A 20,030-nucleotide genomic window follows, 5' to 3' on the forward strand; every position below is an offset into this window, starting at 1 on the left:
CGTCTCAGAGAATACAATGCTGATATAACCATTGATGAAGTCATAAACATGTATCATTAATTCTAAAGTTTACTATAATAATGATTTGGCATATTACAAAACGTGAACTCTACGATAATCTCAATAGCCTCCGATTCGCCTTAACAACTGTGTTGTTGCTGGCACTGATGGTAACCAATGCTGTTAGGCATCTCCGAGAGCATCCAGAGCGGGTGCGGGAGCATCAGATCGCTGCCACCAAATCTTTGAATCACTTAACGAATCGCGCCGATGCCAGCCTCTATACACTGGCACAATACGGACCGGGAAACTTCTACAAAAAACCGTCTCCGCTTCACTTCTGTGCAAACGGAGGTGAATCCCTTTTACCAGATACGGTTGAAGTGGAAGAGCCATTTGTGTTCGCGAGCGATTCAGAGGGTAACTCAACACTTGAAGGGGTCTGGAGTTTGTCCTATCCAGATGCCAACCTCCAAAATAAGGACGTTGGACCGAACGTTTCACAAGTAGATTGGGCATTCATCATCGGTTATGTCTTGAGTTTGATAGCCCTCTTATTTACTTTTGATGCCTTCTCCGGTGAACGCGAGAGTGGCACACTCCGATTGATGTTAGCAAATTCAATTCCGCGACACACTGTCCTTATCGGCAAGTTCTTAGGGGCATTGCTCAGTGTTAGCATCCCGTTTATACTTGCTGTGTTGGTGAACCTTTTATTAATTTCTACCGCAAATACTGTTCACCTAACAACAGAAGCATGGGGACGCTTAGGGATCATTTTCTTTCTCGCGCTTTTATACACGAGTCTGTTTCTGGCGTTAGGACTGTTGGTCTCCACGCGTGTGCAACGGAGCGCAGTGAGTCTGATGATACTTCTGTTGACGTGGGTGACCTTCGTCGTTTTTATGCCCAGCACCCTCGCTTCAATTGCAAGCAGTTTCTCACCTGCTGTATCCTTTGATGAATCTTGGAAGCAGCGTAACCGTTCTCAAAGGGACTTGTGGGATAAATACGGCGAGTGGCTCTGGTCCAGTGAAGTGGATGACAGCACGTTAAGGGGGAAAAGCAAATTTTACACCGAAAACGTTGAAAGGTGGGAACGCAAGCACGAAGAACGATTAAAGTATCGAACTTCTCAGGTGCGCCGCGCGCATGCTATCACCAGCATCTCACCCGCCACACTTCTCCAGCACCTTATTGAAGCGTTTGCTGGAACGGGTTTTGAGCGGCATTTGCAATTTGTAGAAAATACACAGCATTACGCCCGACAATTTCGTGAATTCATCGTTGACACCGATAGAGGTGACCCTGAAAGCCTTCATATCATAAGTGTTCGTGAAGGCATGTCGCAGAAGCCTGTCAGTCCAGAGGCTGTCCCGAGATTTGAAGACACGCTCAGCCTCAGTAAAGACTTCAACACGACTGTGATGGAGATGCTGCTGTTAGCATTGTTCGTTGTGGTGCTTCTATCGGGTGCGTATCTTGCGTTTGTGCGCGTTGAGGTGTAATTCAAAATGCTTAAAACACTCATTCGCAGGGAACTGCTCGACAATCTAATGACCTTCCGTTTCGCCGCCGTCTTGCTCATCACGCTGTTGCTCGTTGTTGCAAACACGGTGGTGCTTATTCAAGATTATGAACAGCGTATGGAGAGTTACAATAATGCCGTCAAGATGCATTATCAGGATCTACGCAATGCTAAGACCTACTCTACGATGTACCTGTTCGTTGATCGTCCCCCGAATCCGTTGAGCATTTTCAATGTCGGATTGGATAAACGTTTGGGAAACCTCATGGGTATTTGGCATGGGTTCGTGCCTACACTCTGGAATGCCCAAATGCACGGCACTGATAACCCGTTCATCGCCTTCTTTTCTTCAATCGACATCGTCTTTGTCTTTGAGGTTATCCTCAGCCTGATGGGGTTGATATTCGCTTACGATGCGATTGCGGGAGAACGTGAGCGCGGCACGTTACGTCTCGTGCTGGCGCAACCTATCGGACGCGGGCAGATCTTACTTGCGAAATATATCAGTGCGATGGCCTGTCTGTTAGTTCCCTTGATATTGAGTCTGCTTTTTGCCCTACTGCTGTTGACCCGTTCGATTCCGCTGGCAACGGCTGATTTTCTCCGCATCGCCGGGATTGTTTTTACGTCGTTCGCGTACCTGTCCCTGTTTTACCTCATGGGGTTGCTGATTTCTGTAGCGACGCGTAGCACCGGCACGGCGTTAATGCTTGCGATGTTCGTATGGGGTTTTCTGATACTCGTGTACCCTAACCTAATTCGGGCGACAGTTAACCCAGAGGGCGACATTCAAGCGCGAACGAAAACCGCTGAAAACCAAATTCAACAAATTGTAGATGAATATGAACGGGAACGGAAAAAGTTCCTTGAAAACGAGAGTATCATCGGAGATGCGTCCAAGTTTAGCGAGGCAGTGGGGCTTTATACCGACGCACACGTCAATCCAGTGACTCTCTCGCCTTACCTCGAAAGTATGAGCCTTATTTCTAAAATCCCGCCGGACTTTGAAAAGTACGTCCCTATTGCTAAGAAATATTATTCTTTTGTTGAACCGTTAGCCACCGATGCCGCAGAAAAGGCGTGGTTCGTCCAAAAGCAGGCACTTGATGACATTTTCGTTCGGCAAGCCATGATGGATAGGACACTGTTGAAATTCTCACCCGTGGGCATCTATGACATCGCAACGCAGGCGTGGGCAGGAACGGACCTACGCGGTCTCAGAGATTTTTTCGAGGCGGCACGACAGTATCGGAGAGTCGTGATTGACTATTTCTACGCGAAGGATGCGTTTGCATCACGGGAATGGTTTGTCGCCGACAAAGGTGCAGTCGATTGGAGTACACTCCCTCAGTTTACTTTTCAGAGAAGAGACATTGGAACGAATGCAAGGCGGGCATTACCAGACCTGTTTCTATTATTGATATGTAACCTCGCTCTGTTTATAGGGGTCGTTCTTATTTTTATCAAAAGCGAAGTGTAGAAATGATGTGGCATATCGCAAAACGTGAACTCTACGACAACCTGAATAGTCTCCGTTTCGCATTGGCAACCGTTCTGCTGCTGGCATTGATGCTAACCAATGCCGTTGTGTATCTGCGCGAACACCCCGCGCGAACACAGGCATACCACAACGCCGCTGCCAACGCGGTTAAGACCTTAGAAGCGCGCAGTACCAGCTTATATCGCCTCGCGACAGAAGGACCTGGGGATCTCCACAAAGCACCTTCTTCGCTCCGTTTCTGTGCAGAAGGCGATGCGGCATTTCTGCCAAGGCACGCTGGCGGCGGTAACTACGTCCGCGACATCGCCAACGTCCCTGCTGTCTGGCGGATGGGTTACCCACAAGAAACACCGAACCTCCGCAATATCCGTCCTGATTTCACAACGCTGGATTGGGCATTCATTGTCGGTTATGTGCTGAGTTTTGTCGCCATCCTGTTCACTTTTGACGCAATTTCTGGTGAACTGGAACGCGGAACATTGCGATTGACCTTGGCAAACCCGATTCCACGACATACGGTGCTGATCGGAAAATTCTTCGGTGTATTCATCAGTATTAATATTCCGTTTGCGATTGCGGTGCTGATGAACCTACTTCTCATCTCTACCTCAGAGGCAGTACAACTCAATGCCGAAGCATGGGGACGTTTAGGCATCTTATACGGTATTGTTGTCCTCTATACGTGTCTCTTTATCGCTTTGGGACTCCTTATCTCCGCCGCCGTCCGAGAGAGTGGGGTGAGCCTTGTCGTTTTGCTTTTAGTCTGGGTGAGTTTTGTGGTGTTTATGCCGAGCACTATGGCATCTATCGGCAGTCGGACATCGATCCCGATCGCGTACATGGAATTTTGGAACCAGCGCATCCAAATTGCGGACGAAGCGCGCGAGGCATACCAAGATAAATATGGAGATTCACAAACCACGCCGCCAGTGCATGTACTCGGCGAGTATGTTACCTCAGAAGCAGAAGAATATGAACGCTACAATGAGGCGTATTTAAAGCAACAGATTGCGCAGGGGAAAAGAGCGCGTGCGATAACCCGCATCTCACCAGCAGCGATTGTTCAACGTCTCTTTGAATCTTTTGCCGGGACAGAATTTGAGCGGCATCTGCAATTTGTGGAAAATGTGCAGCGTTATGCCCGCGAATATCGCGAATTCGTTGTTGATACCGATAGGGCTGATCCGGAGAGCCTTCATGTCGTTGGGATTCGCGAGGGTATGTCGCAGAAAAGCGTCAGTCCAGCGGCGCTCCCCAAATTTAAAGATACGCTCAGCCTCAATCGTGATTTCAACACCGCGGCGACGGATTTACTGCTATTGGTGCTGTTTCTGACAGTGCTTGTATCAGGCGCGTATCTCGCTTTTGTGCGGCTTGAGATTTAAGGGGTATGAGCGATCTCGTGGAAATACGACACAATGCTAACGAATAATGGACAGAAACATATAAAGAATTGGTTTGAATAAATTGGAAAATATGTTATCTTGTAATTAAAGGGTGAGATTTCCTATCTCCGTACGCACACCTGCAAACGAAAACAGGAGGGTCTCTCTGCGAAATCTGACTCTTTTACAAATTTCTGAGGGGGTATACGAATGTTACAGGTTGAAATTCACTCGCCTACTCTTGAAAAAGAGGTTGATGCCTTGATTTGTGCTGGGCTTTATCCAGATTCCCATGCTTTAATTGTTGATGCTCTTGAAGAACTGGTCCGTAATAAAAAGAAATCCCGCCTTAATGCTTCAATTCAACGCTATCAAGCGGGAGAAGTGACACTTGGGAGAGCTTCGGAACTGGCCGGAATGCACCGTTTTGAATTTGAAGAGGTCTTAAAAGCGAGGGGCATCTTGAAAATCGTTGAGGTTGGGTCGGTAGAAAAACTAAAGGCGGGCGTTTCGCTCATCAAAAGCCTTCACAGAGAAAACAGTAAAACAGAGGAATAGCCGACTTTGGTCTTTGTGGATACTGATATCCTTTCAATTTTCTCCAAGATTCAGCGTTTACCATTATTGTTTGCAGTTTTCGAGCAAGACATACTTAACATTGCCGCTGCCGTAGAAAATGAAATCGCTGTTGGTGTTTCAAAGGGATTCTCTTTTGCCAATGCCCTCATGGAATTGCAAACACAAGGGCTGCTTCAGACGCATCATCCAACAACTGCAGACGAAGAATTTATGTTCTCTTTGCCAGATACATTAGGTGCCGGTGAACGTGAATCTATGGCAATATGTAAACGTCTCACAGCATTTTTTGCGAGCAACGAACGACGAGTGATGCACCATTGTCAGGTAAACGGTATTCGTTGCACTAACCTGGATGAAATTCTACGAGCACTCTGGGAGTTAAAAATTTTGACAGAGCCTGGTCTGAGAAAGGTCATCACCGAGATTGAGACGAAAGATTCTCTCAAATTCCGATCCACAACCACAATTTTTGAGTCAACTTAAGCGAAGGTGCCGTCAATGCGAAATTTACAATTGTGTAGGCAGCGGTTCACCTTCGTTGGCAGTCATCTCTGCGTAAAGTTCCTGTAGCCGAGTCGTCACAGGGCGGATTCCTTCGTCCCCAATTTTCCTGCCATCGACCTCCAAAACAGGACTCAACTCACCGACAGTACCCGTCGTGAAGACTTCGTCCGCGGTGTAAACCTCAGTCAACGAAACATTCCGCTCCGTCAACGGGATACCCGCCTCGCGAGCGATTTGAATGACCGTGCCTCGCGTGATCCCCGGTAGGCAGCTATCAGCATGTGGGGTCAGAACTTCTCCACGTTTTATGAGAAAGATGTTTGTCGCGTTCGTCTCTGAAACGTAACCGAAGATGTCGAGCATGATCGCATCGTCCACGCCAGCGACATTCGCCTCAATTTTGGCGAGGATGTTGTTAATCAGGTTGTTGTGATGGATCTTAGAGTCAACACACTGCGGTGGATTCCGTCGGATTGCTGAAGTGATTAAACGAATACCGCTCTGAGCATAGATGGGCGGTTTCCACTCAGCTATCGCAATTAAGGTGGTCCCGTACTGATTGACGCGTGCGTCCATGCTGGAGGTAACCTTTTTCCCGCGACTCAGCGTTAGACGGATATGAACACCGTCCCGCATGCCGTTGGCTTCAAGCGTCTCAAAAATCGCTTTTTTGATTTCATCGCGTGTTGGAATGCCTGCGAACGCCATCGCGTGGGCTGAATCTATGAGTCGATCCAGATGTGGGTCGAGTGCGAATATCTTTCCATTATAGACGCGCAAACCTTCCCATACGCCATCGCCACCTTGGACGAGGCTATCGAACACGGAGATCTTCGCATCTTCACGAGGTAACAATTCACCGTTAACGTGGATTAATATGTTTTCATTTCTTGAATCGGGTAATTTAGGTTCCATCTCTCCTCCGTTTTTTGGCTATCGGCTATCGGCTATTAGCCATCAGAAAAGAGGCTTTTTTTAAGCGAAGACCTCTTCTACTGACCGCTGAAAGGATTTTTGAAAAAAATCCGACCTGATTGCTGACCGCCACTCCTACCATTTATTCCGGACGCTCACACCTTCATCCGTCAGGTAGGTTTTGATGTTATCAATTGTAAATTCGCCGTAATGTGTGATAGAGGCGACAATCGCGGCGTCGGCGTTGCTTTCGACAAAAACGTCCCGTAGATGCTCTGGGTTTCCCGCACCACCGGAGGCGATGACCGGCACCGGCACCAGATCCGCGATAGCACCCGTCAATTCGAGTTCATACCCGGCTTTTGTGCCGTCTGCGTCGATGCTATTAACGACAATTTCGCCTGCACCTAAATCGACCCCACGCGCCGACCATTCCAGCGCATCCCAACCGACCGGTGTTCTCCCGCCATCTATGAAAATTTCATAGCCGCTTGGGATCTGTTCGCTTTTCGGGACCCGCTTCACCTGCATACTTAGCACGACGCACTGACTGCCGAATGCCCGTGCTCCCTCCGCGATGATTTCAGGGTTCCGCACGGCACCCGAGTCTATGCTCACCTTCTCTGCACCTGCGAGTAGAACACGGCGCATATCCTCAAGTGTGCGCAACCCACCCCCGACAGAGAACGGGATAAAAATTTCGGCGGCGACTGCGGAGACGACATCAATCATAATATCGCGTCGTTCGTTGCTCGCCGTGATGTCGTAAAAGACGAGTTCATCGGCACCGCCTTCGTAATAGAACCGTGCCATCTCAACCGGATCACCGACATCAACATTGCCTTTGAAAGCGATGCCTTTCGTAACCTTTCCGGCACGCACATCTAAACATGGAATTATCCGTTTCGTTAGCATTTTTTAATTAGGGGACCTCGCTATGATTTTTTGGCTATTGGCTTTCGGATTTCGGAAACCATCGGTAAAAAGCAATTTGTGGCATACAAAACTATCGCAACTGACACAGGTTTTCTTACCGACTGCCGACTGTCGACTACCGACTGCCATGTTTAAATATATTCAAAATATCGTCGAATTCCGAGACCTTCAAAAACTTATACATTCCCGCAAGTGCCAGCAGACTCAATCCGATAGGGGCAAACACCCCAGTGGTGCGTGGTATGATGCCCTCCGTACCGAGCCAATCCTTCTCAATGACGTTATTTGTCAGCCAGCAAACAACTCCCATCACCGCTGAAGCGATTAAAATTTTGAGCGTCAGCTTGGCAAGTGATCGAAGCCCCAACCGTCCAACCTTGCGACGGAGCAGTAGCAGTAGGACGGCACAGTTCAACGTCACTGTCAAGACCGTTGAAAATACGACAGCGCGCGGATCCAAGAAAAATTCGCGATAGATGAACAGATAGTTGAGGCAGATATTGAGCACAACGGCACAAATGCTGACAATAACGGGCGCGCGAATATCTTTGTGCGCATAGAACCCGTCTGTAACAATCTTAAGGGTCGAAAATCCGCAGAGACCGAAGGCATAAACGAATAAGATCCCGGTTGTTCCGATTGTGTCTTCTTCAACGGTTGCACCCCATTCGTAAAGCAAACGGCAGATCGGTGCCGACAATATCATGAGTCCAATTCCAGCCGGAATTGTCAGAACAAGCATTAAGCGGAGGGCGTGAGAAAGCGCGTTACGGAAATTCTCTGTCTCCCCCGCTGTTACAAACCTCGCGAGTTGTGGCAGTGCCACCGTTGAAATCGCAACGCCGAATATCCCGATCGGGAGATGCATGATGCGATACGCCCGACTGATCCAAGTCAACCATCCAGAATCTGAAGTGATAAAGAATGTGTTCGTCAGTAGATTCACCTGCACCGCCGCGACTCCTAACACAGCCGGTCCGATGAGGTGAACAACTTGGAGGACTCTCGGATCCCGAAGGCTCAGCAGCGGACGATACCGAAAGCCGACCCGGTACATAGATGGCACCTGAATTAGGAATTGAGCAATGCCGCCGACAATTACACCTATAGCCATGCCTGTTACCGGGTGAATCTCTACCAGTGGACACAAGTAGTAGCCACCTATGCCGACAGCGAGAGAGCCTACGTTAAAGAAGGTGGAGGCGCAGGCTGGGATACCAAACCGTCCCTTGCTATTCAATAATCCCATAGCAATTGCCGCAAATGACACAAAGAGTAGATACGGGAACATCAATTGCGTGAGATAAATTGCCAGTTCAATCTTGCTGTCAAATCCGAAATGTTCAATGGTATCTAAATTTCTTTCAAAATTGTCTCGTGCCAATATATCGATAAGAACTGGAGCGAGAATGATACCGAGTGCTGTGATACCGATTAAAACGAGGAACGTTAGGTTAAAGATGCGGTTCGTAAGATTCCACGCTGCTTCTTCGCCGTCTTCAGCCTCTGTCGCAAGGAATGTGGTAATAAATGCCTTGCTCAAAATCCCTTCACCGAACATATCGCGTAGAAAGTTTGGGATACGGAAGGCAAGATAAAAAGGGTCCGCGCTGGTTTTGGCGGGGAAGTAGTAACCTATCGCCGTTTCGCGAGCGAGACCCAATATCCGAGATACCATCACAGCAATGCTGACAATTCCCACCGCACGGGTGACCTTTTGATTCTCTTGCGCTGTGGATTTCGTTTCGTTTTCCATTTTATATTGTTTATTGGTTATCAGTTTTCAGAAGGAAGCGTCTTTAAACGAAAACCTCTTAACCGAAAACCGAAAACCGACGACTGAAAACTACTTCTTCTTGACATTGCTTCCGTTTCAGTGTAAATTTTACGGCAGTGCCAATATAAATTTAATACACATTGTTCACTACGAACGTGAGGAGACGAAAAGATGCAGGAAAAGCGATATTTTACGCTTGAAGAAGCAAATCAATGCATCCCCGAATTAGTTGATGAAATTTCACTGTTAAGAGCAATAAGAGCGCAACTCGCAGGGCTTCACGCAGAAATTACCCCACTCTTGGAGGTGGTTTCCTCCAATGGTGGCAGTCAGCATACTCCCGCCCTACTCAATGCAACGAAACGCTTTCAGGAAGTTCTGGATCGGATTGAGGCACGCGGGTGTCATCTAAAAGGGCTGGATCCGGGATTAGTCGATTTCCCACACCTCCGCAACGGCAAAGAGGTCTACCTCTGTTGGCGGATGGGTGAAAAGAAGATCCGCTACTGGCATGAAATTGAGGACGGATTTGAAGGACGACAGTCGTTGTAGTCAGTGCACCTACGACCTAAAAAAATGGTTCGTGGGACCGTGTCCGTGCCCGATGTCTAAAGCGTGCTGGATTGCACCGGTGATGTACGCCTTTGCCGTATTGATAGCGGCACTCAAATCTTTCCCGTGGGCAAGTTGCGTCGCGATTGCCGCCGAGTAGGTGCAGCCTGTACCGTGCGTGTTTTCTGTCTCGATCCGTTCCGCCTGGAAAAAAGTCCATTGACCATCGCAATAAAGCACATCAGTGGCTTCCTTGTTTCCGATAAGATGCCCACCTTTGACAAGGACAGCATGACAACCGAATGCCCCGATCGCCTTGGCGGCACTTTTGGCGTCGTCTATGCTCTGGATGTCCTGTTGCGCGAGTAGCTCTGCCTCGTAAACGTTAGGTGTAATCACTGTCGCAAGCGGAATCAACGCTGTTTTGAGGCTATCAATTGCCTCCTCTTTTAACAGTGGAAATTTGCTTTTGGAAATCATCACTGGGTCTACAACAATGGCTGGCGGTGTATATTCCCGCAATTTCCCCGCAACCGCCTCGACAATCGCTGACGAGGAGAGCATCCCCGTTTTGACGCTGGCGACCTCAAAATCCGTAAAAACGGCGTCTAACTGCGCTTCAATCAGTGGAATAGGTAAGTCAAAAGCATCTGTGACCGCGACCGTGTTCTGTGCTGTAACGGAAGTAATCGCTGACATTGCGAAGCCACCATTCGCCGAGATCGCTTTGATGTCTGCTTGTATGCCTGCGCCTCCACCTGAGTCTGAACCTGCAATCGTTAAAATCTGTTTCATTTTTTCGTCTGCTGTTGGTTTTACTGTGTTTGAACCATTAGGCGTAGAGTTAAGAAAGGACTTCATCGTAGGTTGGGTTGAGCGGATACTATTGAAGCCCTAATAGTTTGTCAACGTTATTTTGACTTTTTGTAGGTGTTTTTGATTGGGTATTTCCTGCAGGTAGAACGGAGTGAAAACCGACAAAATCGGTCGAGTACACCTATCAGTTTAGATGTGACAGACTACTAACACATCAAAGGAAAGTGAATCTATATCCAAACATTCTCGTTAGAGAGATAGCAAGTGAAACCCAACACTCCTCCATCTCCGTCCTAAATTGATGCGTGTAAGTTTTACTGCGTCTAATCCAATCTACGATGTTAGCATAAAGCGGCAAGATAGTGTTTCGCTTGTATGCTCGCACCTTTAGGTGACATAACACCTGACATCACAGCCACCCCGAAAGTGCCAGCACTTAAGCATTCCGACACTCTGGTGGGTGTAATACCTCCCAATGCAAAAACTGGCAGTTTCACACCTTCGACCACTTCAGCGAGGCTCGCTGTGCCGACAGCGGGAACGTATCCCGGTTTGCTTGCTGTGGCGTAGATAGGACTATAGGTCACAAAATCGCACCCCTCTGCTTCCCGTTTCTTTGCTGCATCAAAAGAGTGCACGGAGCATCCAACGTAGAAGTTATCGCCGGCCTCGGTTGCCTTTACGGAATCTACGGATTCTGAATTCGCTGGAAGATGGATCCCCGCAGCACCGACATCACTGGCAACACTCGTATGTGTATTGATAAAAAGTTTTGCTTCGTAATTATGACACAATTCTGCAATAGGTTGTGCCAATTTAATCAATTCAGTCTCGCTTAAATCTTTCTCACGTAATTGGAAGGCGGTGACGCCTACGTCCAGTAATTCCAAGATAACATCGATTAATGGAGTGGGCGCGCATCGGTGTCTATCAGTGATGGCGTACAGCTTAAAGTCGATCATTTATTCTGTCGGAACCCGTCGGAGGCGTGCTGCAAACGTACCGTCAACCCCGTGTTCGTGTGGAAAAGTCTGGACGAAACCTTGTGGTGTTATCGCACTCAGCGGAACGTTGGGCAGGAAACGTCGTGCGTTTTCCACCCTATACATCGGAAAGTCTACCAAAAATCGCTGGATGACGTCCTCGTTTTCCATTCGCTCTATACTGCAGGTGCTGTAGACGAGAATGCCGCCCGGCTTGATGTGTGCCGCTGCGTTCTTCAGCAGGTTATATTGTATTTCGCTGAGGGCGCGAACCTGTTTGAGCGTTTTGTTCCATCGGATGTCAGGATGTCGCCGAAGTGTTCCGAATCCTGAACAGGGGGCATCAATAAGCACAGCATCCGCTGTTTTGATAAACTCCAAGTCAGCTTTCGTCGCATCCATTACACGCGTCTCAACGTTGTGTGCCTCGACGCGTCGGCAGTTCTTTTGCAACAACGCTATTTTTTCTGCTGAGGCATCCACGGCGATAATTTTTCCGGTATTCTTCATGAGATGTGCCAAATGCGTCGTCTTCCCACCCGGTGCAGCACACAAATCTACGATGAATTCCGCGTCTTCCGGTGAGAGTAGATGTGCCACTAACATGGCACTCTCATCTTGGACATAGATGTCATTTCGGTTAAGAATGTCTTTCAATGTCAGTTCACCAGCAGCGTCGAAATTAGTGATTGTTCGGTTTTCGAGTGCTATCCCGTCAGGCGCGATTTTGGAAAGGAACGCGGGTAAGCCTTTCGTTTCCAAAAATTGGCAAACTTCTCCGCGTTGGGTCAGGAGGGTATTTACACGGAACGCGAGCGGTGCGGTTTGGTTGCTTGCACGGCAGAACGCCAGTGTCCACGAAACGCCGTGTGTGTGAAGCCATCGCTTTACTAACCATGTTGGATAGGACAGCGAGAACGCAATGTGTTCTGTCGGGTTTGTATCGAGTGGTGGATAGTCGAGCCTTGTGCCTTCGCGTTGGATGGAGCGGAGCACTGCATTGATGAACCCCGCGGTCTTCCGTCGATTGGAAGATTTACGTGGGCGCGAAGGAACGAGTTGGACGGTTTCAAAGATCGCTGCGTGTGCAGGTATCCCATCAAGATGTAGCAGTTGGAACGCACCGAGACGTAGGATATTACGATGTCTCGTGTCTAACTGAAATCTGGGATTGATAAACTGATTGAGCACCCAGTCCAGTTGCTTCTGCCACCGAATAACGCCGTAGACAAGCCCGTTTACCAATCGGCGCTCGCGTCCCTCAAGTGCGTTCCGCCCGAATGCACTGTCAACAACGGATGCTATTGATGCGCTGCTGTGCGAGAGGGTCAACAGGCATTCTAAGGCGACTGTGCGCGCATTCATATCTCGCAATAACGCGAAGGGTCGGATTCACTGTCCCGATGCCTCGCGAGTCTCCTTTGTTTTGACAGTAATTCGTCTAACAGAACGCCAAAATTACGCTGCTTCTGCAGTGAGGGCATGCAATTTGCGGATGAGTCGGGACTTTTGACGGTTCGCTGTCCCTTTTTTGATAACACCTTTACTGGCAGCTCTATCTAAGAGGCTGGCTATGGTTCGGCACAGTTCCTGTGCTGTTTCGATGTTACCTTCCGCAAGGGCGGTTTCTGTTTGTTTCATCACTGTCCGAATCGTTGCTTTACGGTGTCGATTGCGTATCCGCTTTGTGTTGTCCGCACGTGCGTGTTTCTTTGCAGATTGTCGATGCAAAACAAATACTCCTTTTGAAAACTTGTGTCCCGATGATCTTAATGACAATCGAGGTGTTAACTGCCTTTTATACTATATGTACTTAATGATACCACAAAATATCGGGTTTGTCCATATTTTTTGAAGGTTGCTGCGTGAAGTGGATTTAATATTTCATGTTTTGCTGAACCCACAATAGCGAAGGGTCTCATGCTGTGAAGAGTCCTAAACACGGCGAAAACCTATTTGATTTCTCACCACAAAGGTTGTAAAATATATATCAAAGGAGAATGCTTGATGAAATTATCTTCCCTTCTACTGATGTTCACGATAAGCATCGGATTTTGCACTGCTGTAGCGGCAGCACCCCAAGACCCTATTGACACACCCCCATGGCAACCCACAGGACAATACACACATCCCGATATCCAAGAAAGCTCCGGCATCGTCGCGAGCCGACAGTTTGAAGGCGTCTATTGGACGCTCAACGATTCTGGTAATCCCGCGGCACTTTATGCCACAAAACTCAATGGCGAATTAATCCAAAAGATCGCAATAAAAGGTTCAGGGAACTTCGATTGGGAGGCACTCGGAATTGATGACAAAAATCAACTCTGGATAGGCGAGATTGGCAATAACAGTAGGTTGCGGTTCGATCTGAAGGTCGTTGTCATCGCAGAGCCAGATCCATTCGCTGAAACGGAAGCGGAGGTCATCGCAAGTTATCCGTATCGGTACCCGAATGAAAATGTAGATGCCGAAGGACTCTTTATTGTTGCAGGGGTCCCTTATATCGTCTCTAAAGAGCGCGAACGCGCAGTGCTTTATCGGTTCCCTGCTCTGAAACCAGATACGAAACAGGTATTGGAAAGGATTGGCGAATTCACCGGAGCAAAGTGGGTTACGGGTGCCGGAGTGTCCGAAGACGGAACCCGACTTGCTGTCTGTACTTACGACGCACTCTGGGTATATCGCGGCACGACAGATGATTTAGCGCAGATGATTCAGAGTACACCGTGGCACTTACCTCACAGTTTCTATGGGGAAGCGGTCTGTTTTGATGGCTACGATCTCGTTTTGACAAACGAGGCGAGAGACCTCTACTATCTCCCGCAATTTTGGTATGAGAAGGAATGGACATTACCACCCAAGAACACCCACTCGGCTATTGACCTATTACCTAAGACAACAACACGCGGCATAGCAGTCCAGACAGAAAGTTACCAAGCGGTGGGTATTGATATTAATGGGAGCCATGTCGCTCTCACGCCGAAAACTGCTGGGCAGGCGGCTGCCTTGACCGTCCCAATTGAAGTCCCTTATAGAAATATTTATGAAATTCGTGCTGTTTTAATGCGTGGACCGGAGTATGCGCACGTCCAATTGTCTATAGATGACGCAACAGTCGGTGTGCCTTACGATTGTTATTCTTCTGAATCGATAGCTGGGACATTGGTTTCATTTGGGACTGCCCCTTTGAATGCCGGTGAAAATCAGATTACGTTCAGTGTTGTTGGAAAGGGATCCGAAGCCACAGGCTATAAAATTGGTATTGATTCCTATCAAGTGTTGAACGCCTCACCGTTCGTGGAGCACTACGCCGTTTTAGGTCCGTTTCCCAAGACAGATGTTGCTACCCTTGATAAATTGCTGCAGTCTGGCAGCCGATTGGACTTGGAGAAAACTTACACAGGCGTTGATGGCAAACCCGTCCGCTGGCAGGAAATGACTACAAGGGCGGACGGGTATCTCGATTTACGTAAAGATCTCACGCTTACCACAATGACTGTTGGGTACACGTTAGTGTACGTCTACACACCAAAGGCGACCGATTCTATGATGTTGATTGGAAGCGATGACGAAATTGCTGTTTGGTTAAACGGAACTGAAATTCATCGGAAAAGCATTGACGCTGGCGCAACGGCAGATGCAGATGCGGTTCCGTGCCAACTGAAAGCCGGATGGAATACGGTGCTATGCCAAAAAGTCGATCTTGGCTGGTCGTGGGGACTCTATTTAAGATTCACGGACGCAGATCAGATTCTCAGATACGCTACCCAACCTACAGACTAAAAATCAATTAAGCAATATTAAGAAATCAATATCAGGTTTTGAGAAAGGGTGGAAGCAGAGGAAGACTGGAAGAAACCGCGTATCCGCGCTCTTCCAAACTTCCATGCTTCCAATCTTCCAACCAATTTTGGAATCAAAAACACAATTTTAATATTGAAACTTGCTTACAGAAAGCCAAACCCCTCCTACCTGTACCCATTTTCATAGATTCAACGTTAAACGTTGTAGATACGTATATCACTAACTCAAAACAGCAATGGGGTGTATCCGATGCAGTTCAATTTTATTCAAAGGAGTAGGCAACGCCTGCTGCGAATCATACAGAAAATCGGTATTGTCGGGATGGTATTGGCAACCGTATCCGTTTCCGCGGGGACTTCCAGCATAAGCCAACGGGATATTTTTGTCGGGGCAAGTGCCCGCGCCGTCGGGATGGGCAGTGCGTTCACCGCAGGTCCCTCCGCGACCAACGGTTTTCTATGGAACCCGTCTTCATTAGGATTTATGGATGGTGTGGAAGTCAACATGGGCGGAATGCCGTTTCCGGGAAATTTCTCAAGCCGAGATCAGGCGTTTTCAGTCGCCGCGAATCCACAAACGTTCGGTGTGACGAACAGAAATCTCGGAAATGTCTCCTTCGCGACGTGGTTGGATGGATGGAAAAATAACACGACGGAATCTACTCAGATTGTCCTGTTAGGATACGGACTCGCGCTCGGACAGCGTGCCTCGGCGGGTGCGAACCTGCGCTACTATCAGAACAACACACCCATCAGAACCAATTTTCTATGGAGCGTGGACTTAGGGATGCAGTTCGCCTATCCGTTGCAAAAATGGGGTGATTCCCTAACAGTCGGCATGAATTTTTCTGAATTGAGCAACGGCATTCGTGAAAACGGTGCGCTTCTTGAGAGCGCACCTTTAGCCGCACGCTTCGGGACGACTTATGAGTTAGGTGGAGACACACTCTTTTCCGCAGATCTCGCTGTCCGAGGCGCGAATAATGTCAACTGGGGGGAACGACTCCGATTGCACTTCGGCGCGGAACATTGGTTTATTGATGGGCACGTCGGGCTGCGCTTCGGTTATACCGCTTTGACCGCTTCTGAGAGGTTTTGGAGTGGTGAATTAGCACGCGGACTGAGTTTCCGAAATTCCGCCGGACAACTTGATTATGCCTATGTGAGTGGCAGTGAATTAGAACAAGGTGTGCATTGGATCTCGGCGACATTACGTTGGGATGGAGGCGATATGGTACCTATATCGGTGGCAACCCGCACCGAGCCATCAGATGCTGAGGAAGCTGGACCGATTTTAATGCCGGAGACACTCGAAATAGACCCTGAAACGCTTGATGGAACATTGGATCTCTCTGAACCCGCAATTTCGCCAAACGGCGATGGTGTATCGGATAGCACTACATTTCGTTTGCGTCTTGGCGAAGATGACACCGTTCCCCTCCGGTGGCAGTTGGACATCCGTGATGAGTACACCGAAAGCGTATGGCAAAAATCTGGGACAGGTGTGCCAGCGGAAGGTGTGGTCTGGGGCGGTTTCTCAGATACCGGCAACTTGGTGCCTGATGGGAATTATGAGGTTCAATTCCACGTTCTCGACGCACAAGACACGCGATACCTCATGGATACCGGGACGGTGACAGTAGATCTCATTCCAACGACACTGGAACTCTTCGCGAAAACACCGACAACTGTCGGCGTGAAGGCATGGGACATCAATCCGCTTGACTATTGGAAACTTGAACTTTTCGATGCAGAAAACGTACTTATTGAGCAGGCGGAGGGAAACGGTTCACCGCCTGCCGAAGTCGTTTTAAACAAGATCCGAGCGAATCCGAACGCTGTTTACACTGGTAAGTTAGACGTTCGGGACATTGCTGGCAATCAGAGCATGGAACAGACGCAACTACAGTTTCGGGTGAGCAGTCAACCAAAAAGAGCGTCGGTATCGAGTAAGATGACGCTCATGGTAGGTTCATTTGTAGAACTTTATTACGCCGAAGCAATGGAGGAGAGATTGCGGTTGCAGAATCCCGATCAGAAGGTCGCCCTCCGTGTCGCTACTGTTGACGGAAGAACGATGCATCGCGTAACGATCGGCGAATTCAACACACGAGCAGAATCAGCAGAATTGAAGCAACACATTCAAGAGACCCTCGGAATAGAACCAGTATTGATTGCGCTCCAATAGCATCTTTTCCCTAACAACGGGTAGGTGCGGTTTCTAATCGTGCTACTCCAATCTGGTAGGTGCGGTTTCCAATCGCACCCTTTCTTTTTGTAGGAGCGAGCTTTGCTCGTGATACCCTCCGCTGGCGATGTTTCTAACCTCGCCTATCGCAAACAACTCGCCAATCAAAATTGAGACCGCAATCCTGTTCATCCTAAAATCTTGAAAATCCTGATTCAGACAATATACACTCAAATTACCAACATCTACTCACTGATGGCTGACTGCTGATTGCCGTTTATACCGAATAAAATTCCGCAGCATTGTGATAAAAAAGCCTATTTCTCTCCGCATCCGATGCATCCTCAACAGCCCATAAAAGTGCTGCGACCCATTCCTGATATGTCGCCGCCAAGGTACACACGGGCCAATCACTCCCAAACATCAACCGTTCATAACCGAAAGCCGCCACCAGATGCTGGATATACGGCTTCAGTTCCTCACGCGTCCAGTTCTCACTCGCAGTCGTCACAATCCCTGATACCTTACAGTGGACGTTCTCAAAAGAAGCGAGTTCGTTGATGTATGTTGCCCACAACTCGAATTGACCGCCTTTTATGTCGGGTCCACCGCAGTGGTTGAGGGCGTGCCGAACGTCCGGTGTCGCCTTGACGAGTTCGATTGCTGCTGGAAGTTGCGCGTGATTCGCACAGAGTTCAAAAGAGAGATCAAACTTAGCCAACAATTTCACGCCATTAATCAGTTCGGACGTGGCGTAAAACTGCGGATCAGGGTGGTGCCATGCCATCCGACGCACTCCCACGACAAGCCCGAATCCTATAAGTTGCTCAAGAATAGCCTCAACATTCGGTTTTTCAAGCGGTGCCGCCGCCGCTATTGCACCTATCATCCCATCTGTTTCGGAGATTTGTGTTAGCCACTCGACCTCCTTAACAACATCCGCTTCGGCAGGATCTCCTTCAACGTGTACCGATCTGACGACATTAAGGTCTCCAATCGCCTCGCGGTAATCTTCCGCTGTATATCGCTTTCCCAAGAGGTCGAACCCTTCTAACCAAGGGTATTCCAAATTAGAGGTGTCCCAAAGGTGTTGGTGGGTATCAATTATTTTAAGCATCTATCGCTCCTCACCTGAAAATGATTTGAATTTCGTCGAAATATCCTGTATAATTTCTTAACCGAACAGATATTCAACAGCAGCAATCAAACGTTCTTCTTGAAATCGAACCGCAAGCCTGCAACAACGGCGCAGGCGGATATACGTCGAGTAACGCGATATATCCAACCCATCTAACCGAACCGCAAGGGAAAATTAAAAATCCGCAAGGAAAATTAAAAAAAGTAAAATTAAAAGGGGTGTCTATCATGTTTTTAGGTTTCTTTGATCCGCTCTATTTTGTGTTCCTCGCACCGGGACTCGCACTGTCCCTCTACGCGACGTTCCGCACAAAATCGACATTCTCAAAATATTCAAAAGTTGGGTCGCGTAGCGGAATGACCGGCGCGCAAGCCGCCGATCTGATGCTGAAACGGCACGGTGTGAGCGGTGTCCGGATCGAACGCTCAAGTGGATGGTTAAGTGACCATTATGATCCCGGTCAGAAGGCACTTAGGTTATCCGATGATGTCTATTCAAGCCCATCGCTCTCCGCAATAGGCGTCGCGTGTCATGAAGCAGGACATGCGATGCAGGACGCACACGGCTATGCGATGCTGAACCTGCGCACCGCCCTCGTCCCCGCGACGAACTTTAGTTCGGTGTTCTCTTATATTCTGATAATGGTCGGTTTCTTCATTCAACCCTTCTTACTGCTCGGTGTCGGGCTTTTTGCGGTAGGGGTCGTCTTTTCGTTGATAACACTTCCCGTTGAGTGGGATGCGAGTAGACGCGCCAAAGTCGCAATGGCGGAAGCAGGAATGCTCACGCAAGAAGAGAATCAGCACGCCAGTAAGGTGCTCAACGCCGCATTTTTGACGTATCTCGCGGCAGCAGTGACGAGTCTCCTTACACTGCTCTACTACCTATTCCGATTGGGATTATTGGGTGGCGGTGACGAGTAATTATGTGGATGGCGCAGTGTAAAACCGCGCCTGTCAATGTCACTGAGGATTACCGATTCAATTCTTGCTATCGATATCTACACCGGGCCACTGGTCGTCCTGTTCAGTAATATCAACCACGATACCATCTGGGTCTTCTATCTTGAAGGCTTCTGAAGGTAGCTCGTCCGAATTTGGGTCATAAGGTTTGTCACCACCTAATCCTTCCCAAGTGATTGTGAAACCGAGGTCCTCACACCGCTGTGCCGCTTCTCGTAGGTTCGGAACACGAACACCGATGTGGAGGTAATCTAACATCCCGCCGACATGTTCCGGGCGATCGGGGCCGCGGTGTTGAAACACGCGAAAGTTGTGATAACCATCCGTTAGGTCGTAGCATCCGTTCATCGTTGAGTAGACTCGCAATCCGAGCGCGTCACGCCAAAAGCGGATGCTTTTTTCTAAATCGGTCGTCCGGACGCCGATGTGTACAAGTGTTGTTGACATAGGATATCTCCTTTTG

At 48.6% G+C, this 20,030-nt stretch carries 18 protein-coding genes; 9 read left to right on the plus strand and 9 right to left on the minus strand.

The window, feature by feature from the left end; translation table 11 throughout:
• Nucleotides 1-80 precede the first annotated feature (80 nt).
• The 5 genes from J4G07_11940 (at nucleotide 81) to J4G07_11960 (ending at nucleotide 5,476) form a co-directional block, all read left to right on the plus strand.
• Entirely contained in the window at nucleotides 81-1,508 is a 1,428-nt protein-coding gene (locus J4G07_11940) for an ABC transporter permease subunit (GenBank protein ID MCE2414707.1), read from the plus strand.
• A 6-nt stretch (nucleotides 1,509-1,514) separates the two neighbouring features.
• Complete coding sequence (locus J4G07_11945; protein MCE2414708.1) at nucleotides 1,515-3,008, plus strand: ABC transporter permease subunit; 1,494 nt, start codon at nucleotides 1,515-1,517, stop codon at nucleotides 3,006-3,008.
• A 2-nt stretch (nucleotides 3,009-3,010) separates the two neighbouring features.
• Nucleotides 3,011-4,414, plus strand: a complete 1,404-nt coding sequence (locus J4G07_11950; protein ID MCE2414709.1) for an ABC transporter permease subunit — start codon at nucleotides 3,011-3,013, stop codon at nucleotides 4,412-4,414.
• A gap of 210 nt (nucleotides 4,415-4,624) precedes the next feature.
• On the plus strand, nucleotides 4,625-4,972 hold the full coding sequence (locus J4G07_11955; protein MCE2414710.1) for a UPF0175 family protein: 348 nt from the start codon (nucleotides 4,625-4,627) through the stop codon (nucleotides 4,970-4,972).
• A 6-nt stretch (nucleotides 4,973-4,978) separates the two neighbouring features.
• Nucleotides 4,979-5,476, plus strand: coding sequence for a hypothetical protein (locus tag J4G07_11960; protein ID MCE2414711.1), 498 nt, complete (start codon nucleotides 4,979-4,981; stop codon nucleotides 5,474-5,476).
• 24 nt (nucleotides 5,477-5,500) lie between these two features.
• On the opposite strand, the gene ilvE is transcribed toward J4G07_11960, so the two are convergent.
• The 3 genes from ilvE to murJ form a co-directional block, all read right to left on the minus strand.
• A complete protein-coding gene (gene ilvE / locus J4G07_11965) occupies nucleotides 5,501-6,412 on the minus strand; it encodes a branched-chain-amino-acid transaminase (protein ID MCE2414712.1) in 912 nt (303 codons plus the stop codon).
• A gap of 135 nt (nucleotides 6,413-6,547) precedes the next feature.
• Entirely contained in the window at nucleotides 6,548-7,327 is a 780-nt protein-coding gene (gene hisF, locus J4G07_11970) for an imidazole glycerol phosphate synthase subunit HisF (protein ID MCE2414713.1), read from the minus strand.
• Between the two features lie 136 nt (nucleotides 7,328-7,463).
• Complete coding sequence (gene murJ, locus J4G07_11975) at nucleotides 7,464-9,104, minus strand: murein biosynthesis integral membrane protein MurJ (GenBank protein ID MCE2414714.1); 1,641 nt, start codon at nucleotides 9,102-9,104, stop codon at nucleotides 7,464-7,466.
• Nucleotides 9,105-9,296: 192 nt separating this feature from the next.
• Between murJ and J4G07_11980 the strand changes: the two genes are divergently transcribed.
• A complete protein-coding gene (locus J4G07_11980) occupies nucleotides 9,297-9,677 on the plus strand; it encodes a DUF2203 domain-containing protein (protein ID MCE2414715.1) in 381 nt (126 codons plus the stop codon).
• Between the two features lie 9 nt (nucleotides 9,678-9,686).
• Here the strand turns inward: J4G07_11980 and thiD are convergent, their stop codons facing one another.
• The 4 genes from thiD to rpsT form a co-directional block, all read right to left on the minus strand.
• Nucleotides 9,687-10,472, minus strand: a complete 786-nt coding sequence (thiD, locus tag J4G07_11985; protein MCE2414716.1) for a bifunctional hydroxymethylpyrimidine kinase/phosphomethylpyrimidine kinase — start codon at nucleotides 10,470-10,472, stop codon at nucleotides 9,687-9,689.
• 362 nt (nucleotides 10,473-10,834) lie between these two features.
• Nucleotides 10,835-11,455, minus strand: coding sequence for a thiamine phosphate synthase (locus tag J4G07_11990; GenBank protein MCE2414717.1), 621 nt, complete (start codon nucleotides 11,453-11,455; stop codon nucleotides 10,835-10,837).
• Entirely contained in the window at nucleotides 11,456-12,841 is a 1,386-nt protein-coding gene (rsmB, locus tag J4G07_11995; protein ID MCE2414718.1) for a 16S rRNA (cytosine(967)-C(5))-methyltransferase RsmB, read from the minus strand.
• 93 nt (nucleotides 12,842-12,934) lie between these two features.
• Nucleotides 12,935-13,207: a 30S ribosomal protein S20 gene (rpsT, locus tag J4G07_12000; GenBank protein ID MCE2414719.1), complete on the minus strand. Its 273-nt coding sequence runs from the start codon at nucleotides 13,205-13,207 to the stop codon at nucleotides 12,935-12,937.
• 276 nt (nucleotides 13,208-13,483) lie between these two features.
• On the opposite strand from rpsT, the gene J4G07_12005 reads away from it, so the two are divergent.
• Nucleotides 13,484-15,259, plus strand: a complete 1,776-nt coding sequence (locus tag J4G07_12005) for a hypothetical protein (protein MCE2414720.1) — start codon at nucleotides 13,484-13,486, stop codon at nucleotides 15,257-15,259.
• Nucleotides 15,260-15,529: 270 nt separating this feature from the next.
• Nucleotides 15,530-17,467, plus strand: coding sequence for an SPOR domain-containing protein (locus J4G07_12010; GenBank protein MCE2414721.1), 1,938 nt, complete (start codon nucleotides 15,530-15,532; stop codon nucleotides 17,465-17,467).
• Between the two features lie 277 nt (nucleotides 17,468-17,744).
• On the opposite strand, the gene J4G07_12015 is transcribed toward J4G07_12010, so the two are convergent.
• A complete protein-coding gene (locus tag J4G07_12015) occupies nucleotides 17,745-18,584 on the minus strand; it encodes an amidohydrolase family protein (GenBank protein MCE2414722.1) in 840 nt (279 codons plus the stop codon).
• A gap of 248 nt (nucleotides 18,585-18,832) precedes the next feature.
• Here J4G07_12015 and J4G07_12020 point away from each other — a divergent pair, with 248 nt between their 5' ends.
• The gene (locus tag J4G07_12020) at nucleotides 18,833-19,528 is read left to right on the plus strand and encodes a zinc metallopeptidase (GenBank protein MCE2414723.1); all 696 of its coding nucleotides are present in this window, start codon (nucleotides 18,833-18,835) and stop codon (nucleotides 19,526-19,528) included.
• Nucleotides 19,529-19,585: 57 nt separating this feature from the next.
• Here the strand turns inward: J4G07_12020 and J4G07_12025 are convergent, their stop codons facing one another.
• Entirely contained in the window at nucleotides 19,586-20,014 is a 429-nt protein-coding gene (locus J4G07_12025) for a VOC family protein (GenBank protein MCE2414724.1), read from the minus strand.
• Nucleotides 20,015-20,030: the final 16 nt, after the last annotated feature.

The organism is Candidatus Poribacteria bacterium, assembly GCA_021295715.1.
GTDB lineage: Bacteria > Poribacteria > WGA-4E > WGA-4E > WGA-3G > WGA-3G.

Coding starts and splice junctions, on each gene's coding strand:
- J4G07_11940 (MCE2414707.1), top strand. CDS start 81: ATGATTTGGCATATTACAAAACGTGAACTCTACGATAATCTCAATAGC.
- J4G07_11945 (MCE2414708.1), top strand. CDS start 1,515: ATGCTTAAAACACTCATTCGCAGGGAACTGCTCGACAATCTAATGACC.
- J4G07_11950 (MCE2414709.1), top strand. CDS start 3,011: ATGATGTGGCATATCGCAAAACGTGAACTCTACGACAACCTGAATAGT.
- J4G07_11955 (MCE2414710.1), top strand. CDS start 4,625: ATGTTACAGGTTGAAATTCACTCGCCTACTCTTGAAAAAGAGGTTGAT.
- ilvE (MCE2414712.1), bottom strand. CDS start 6,412: ATGGAACCTAAATTACCCGATTCAAGAAATGAAAACATATTAATCCAC.
- hisF (MCE2414713.1), bottom strand. CDS start 7,327: ATGCTAACGAAACGGATAATTCCATGTTTAGATGTGCGTGCCGGAAAG.
- murJ (MCE2414714.1), bottom strand. CDS start 9,104: ATGGAAAACGAAACGAAATCCACAGCGCAAGAGAATCAAAAGGTCACC.
- J4G07_11980 (MCE2414715.1), top strand. CDS start 9,297: ATGCAGGAAAAGCGATATTTTACGCTTGAAGAAGCAAATCAATGCATC.
- thiD (MCE2414716.1), bottom strand. CDS start 10,472: ATGAAACAGATTTTAACGATTGCAGGTTCAGACTCAGGTGGAGGCGCA.
- J4G07_11990 (MCE2414717.1), bottom strand. CDS start 11,455: ATGATCGACTTTAAGCTGTACGCCATCACTGATAGACACCGATGCGCG.
- rsmB (MCE2414718.1), bottom strand. CDS start 12,841: ATGAATGCGCGCACAGTCGCCTTAGAATGCCTGTTGACCCTCTCGCAC.
- J4G07_12005 (MCE2414720.1), top strand. CDS start 13,484: ATGAAATTATCTTCCCTTCTACTGATGTTCACGATAAGCATCGGATTT.
- J4G07_12010 (MCE2414721.1), top strand. CDS start 15,530: ATGCAGTTCAATTTTATTCAAAGGAGTAGGCAACGCCTGCTGCGAATC.
- J4G07_12015 (MCE2414722.1), bottom strand. CDS start 18,584: ATGCTTAAAATAATTGATACCCACCAACACCTTTGGGACACCTCTAAT.
- J4G07_12020 (MCE2414723.1), top strand. CDS start 18,833: ATGTTTTTAGGTTTCTTTGATCCGCTCTATTTTGTGTTCCTCGCACCG.
- J4G07_12025 (MCE2414724.1), bottom strand. CDS start 20,014: ATGTCAACAACACTTGTACACATCGGCGTCCGGACGACCGATTTAGAA.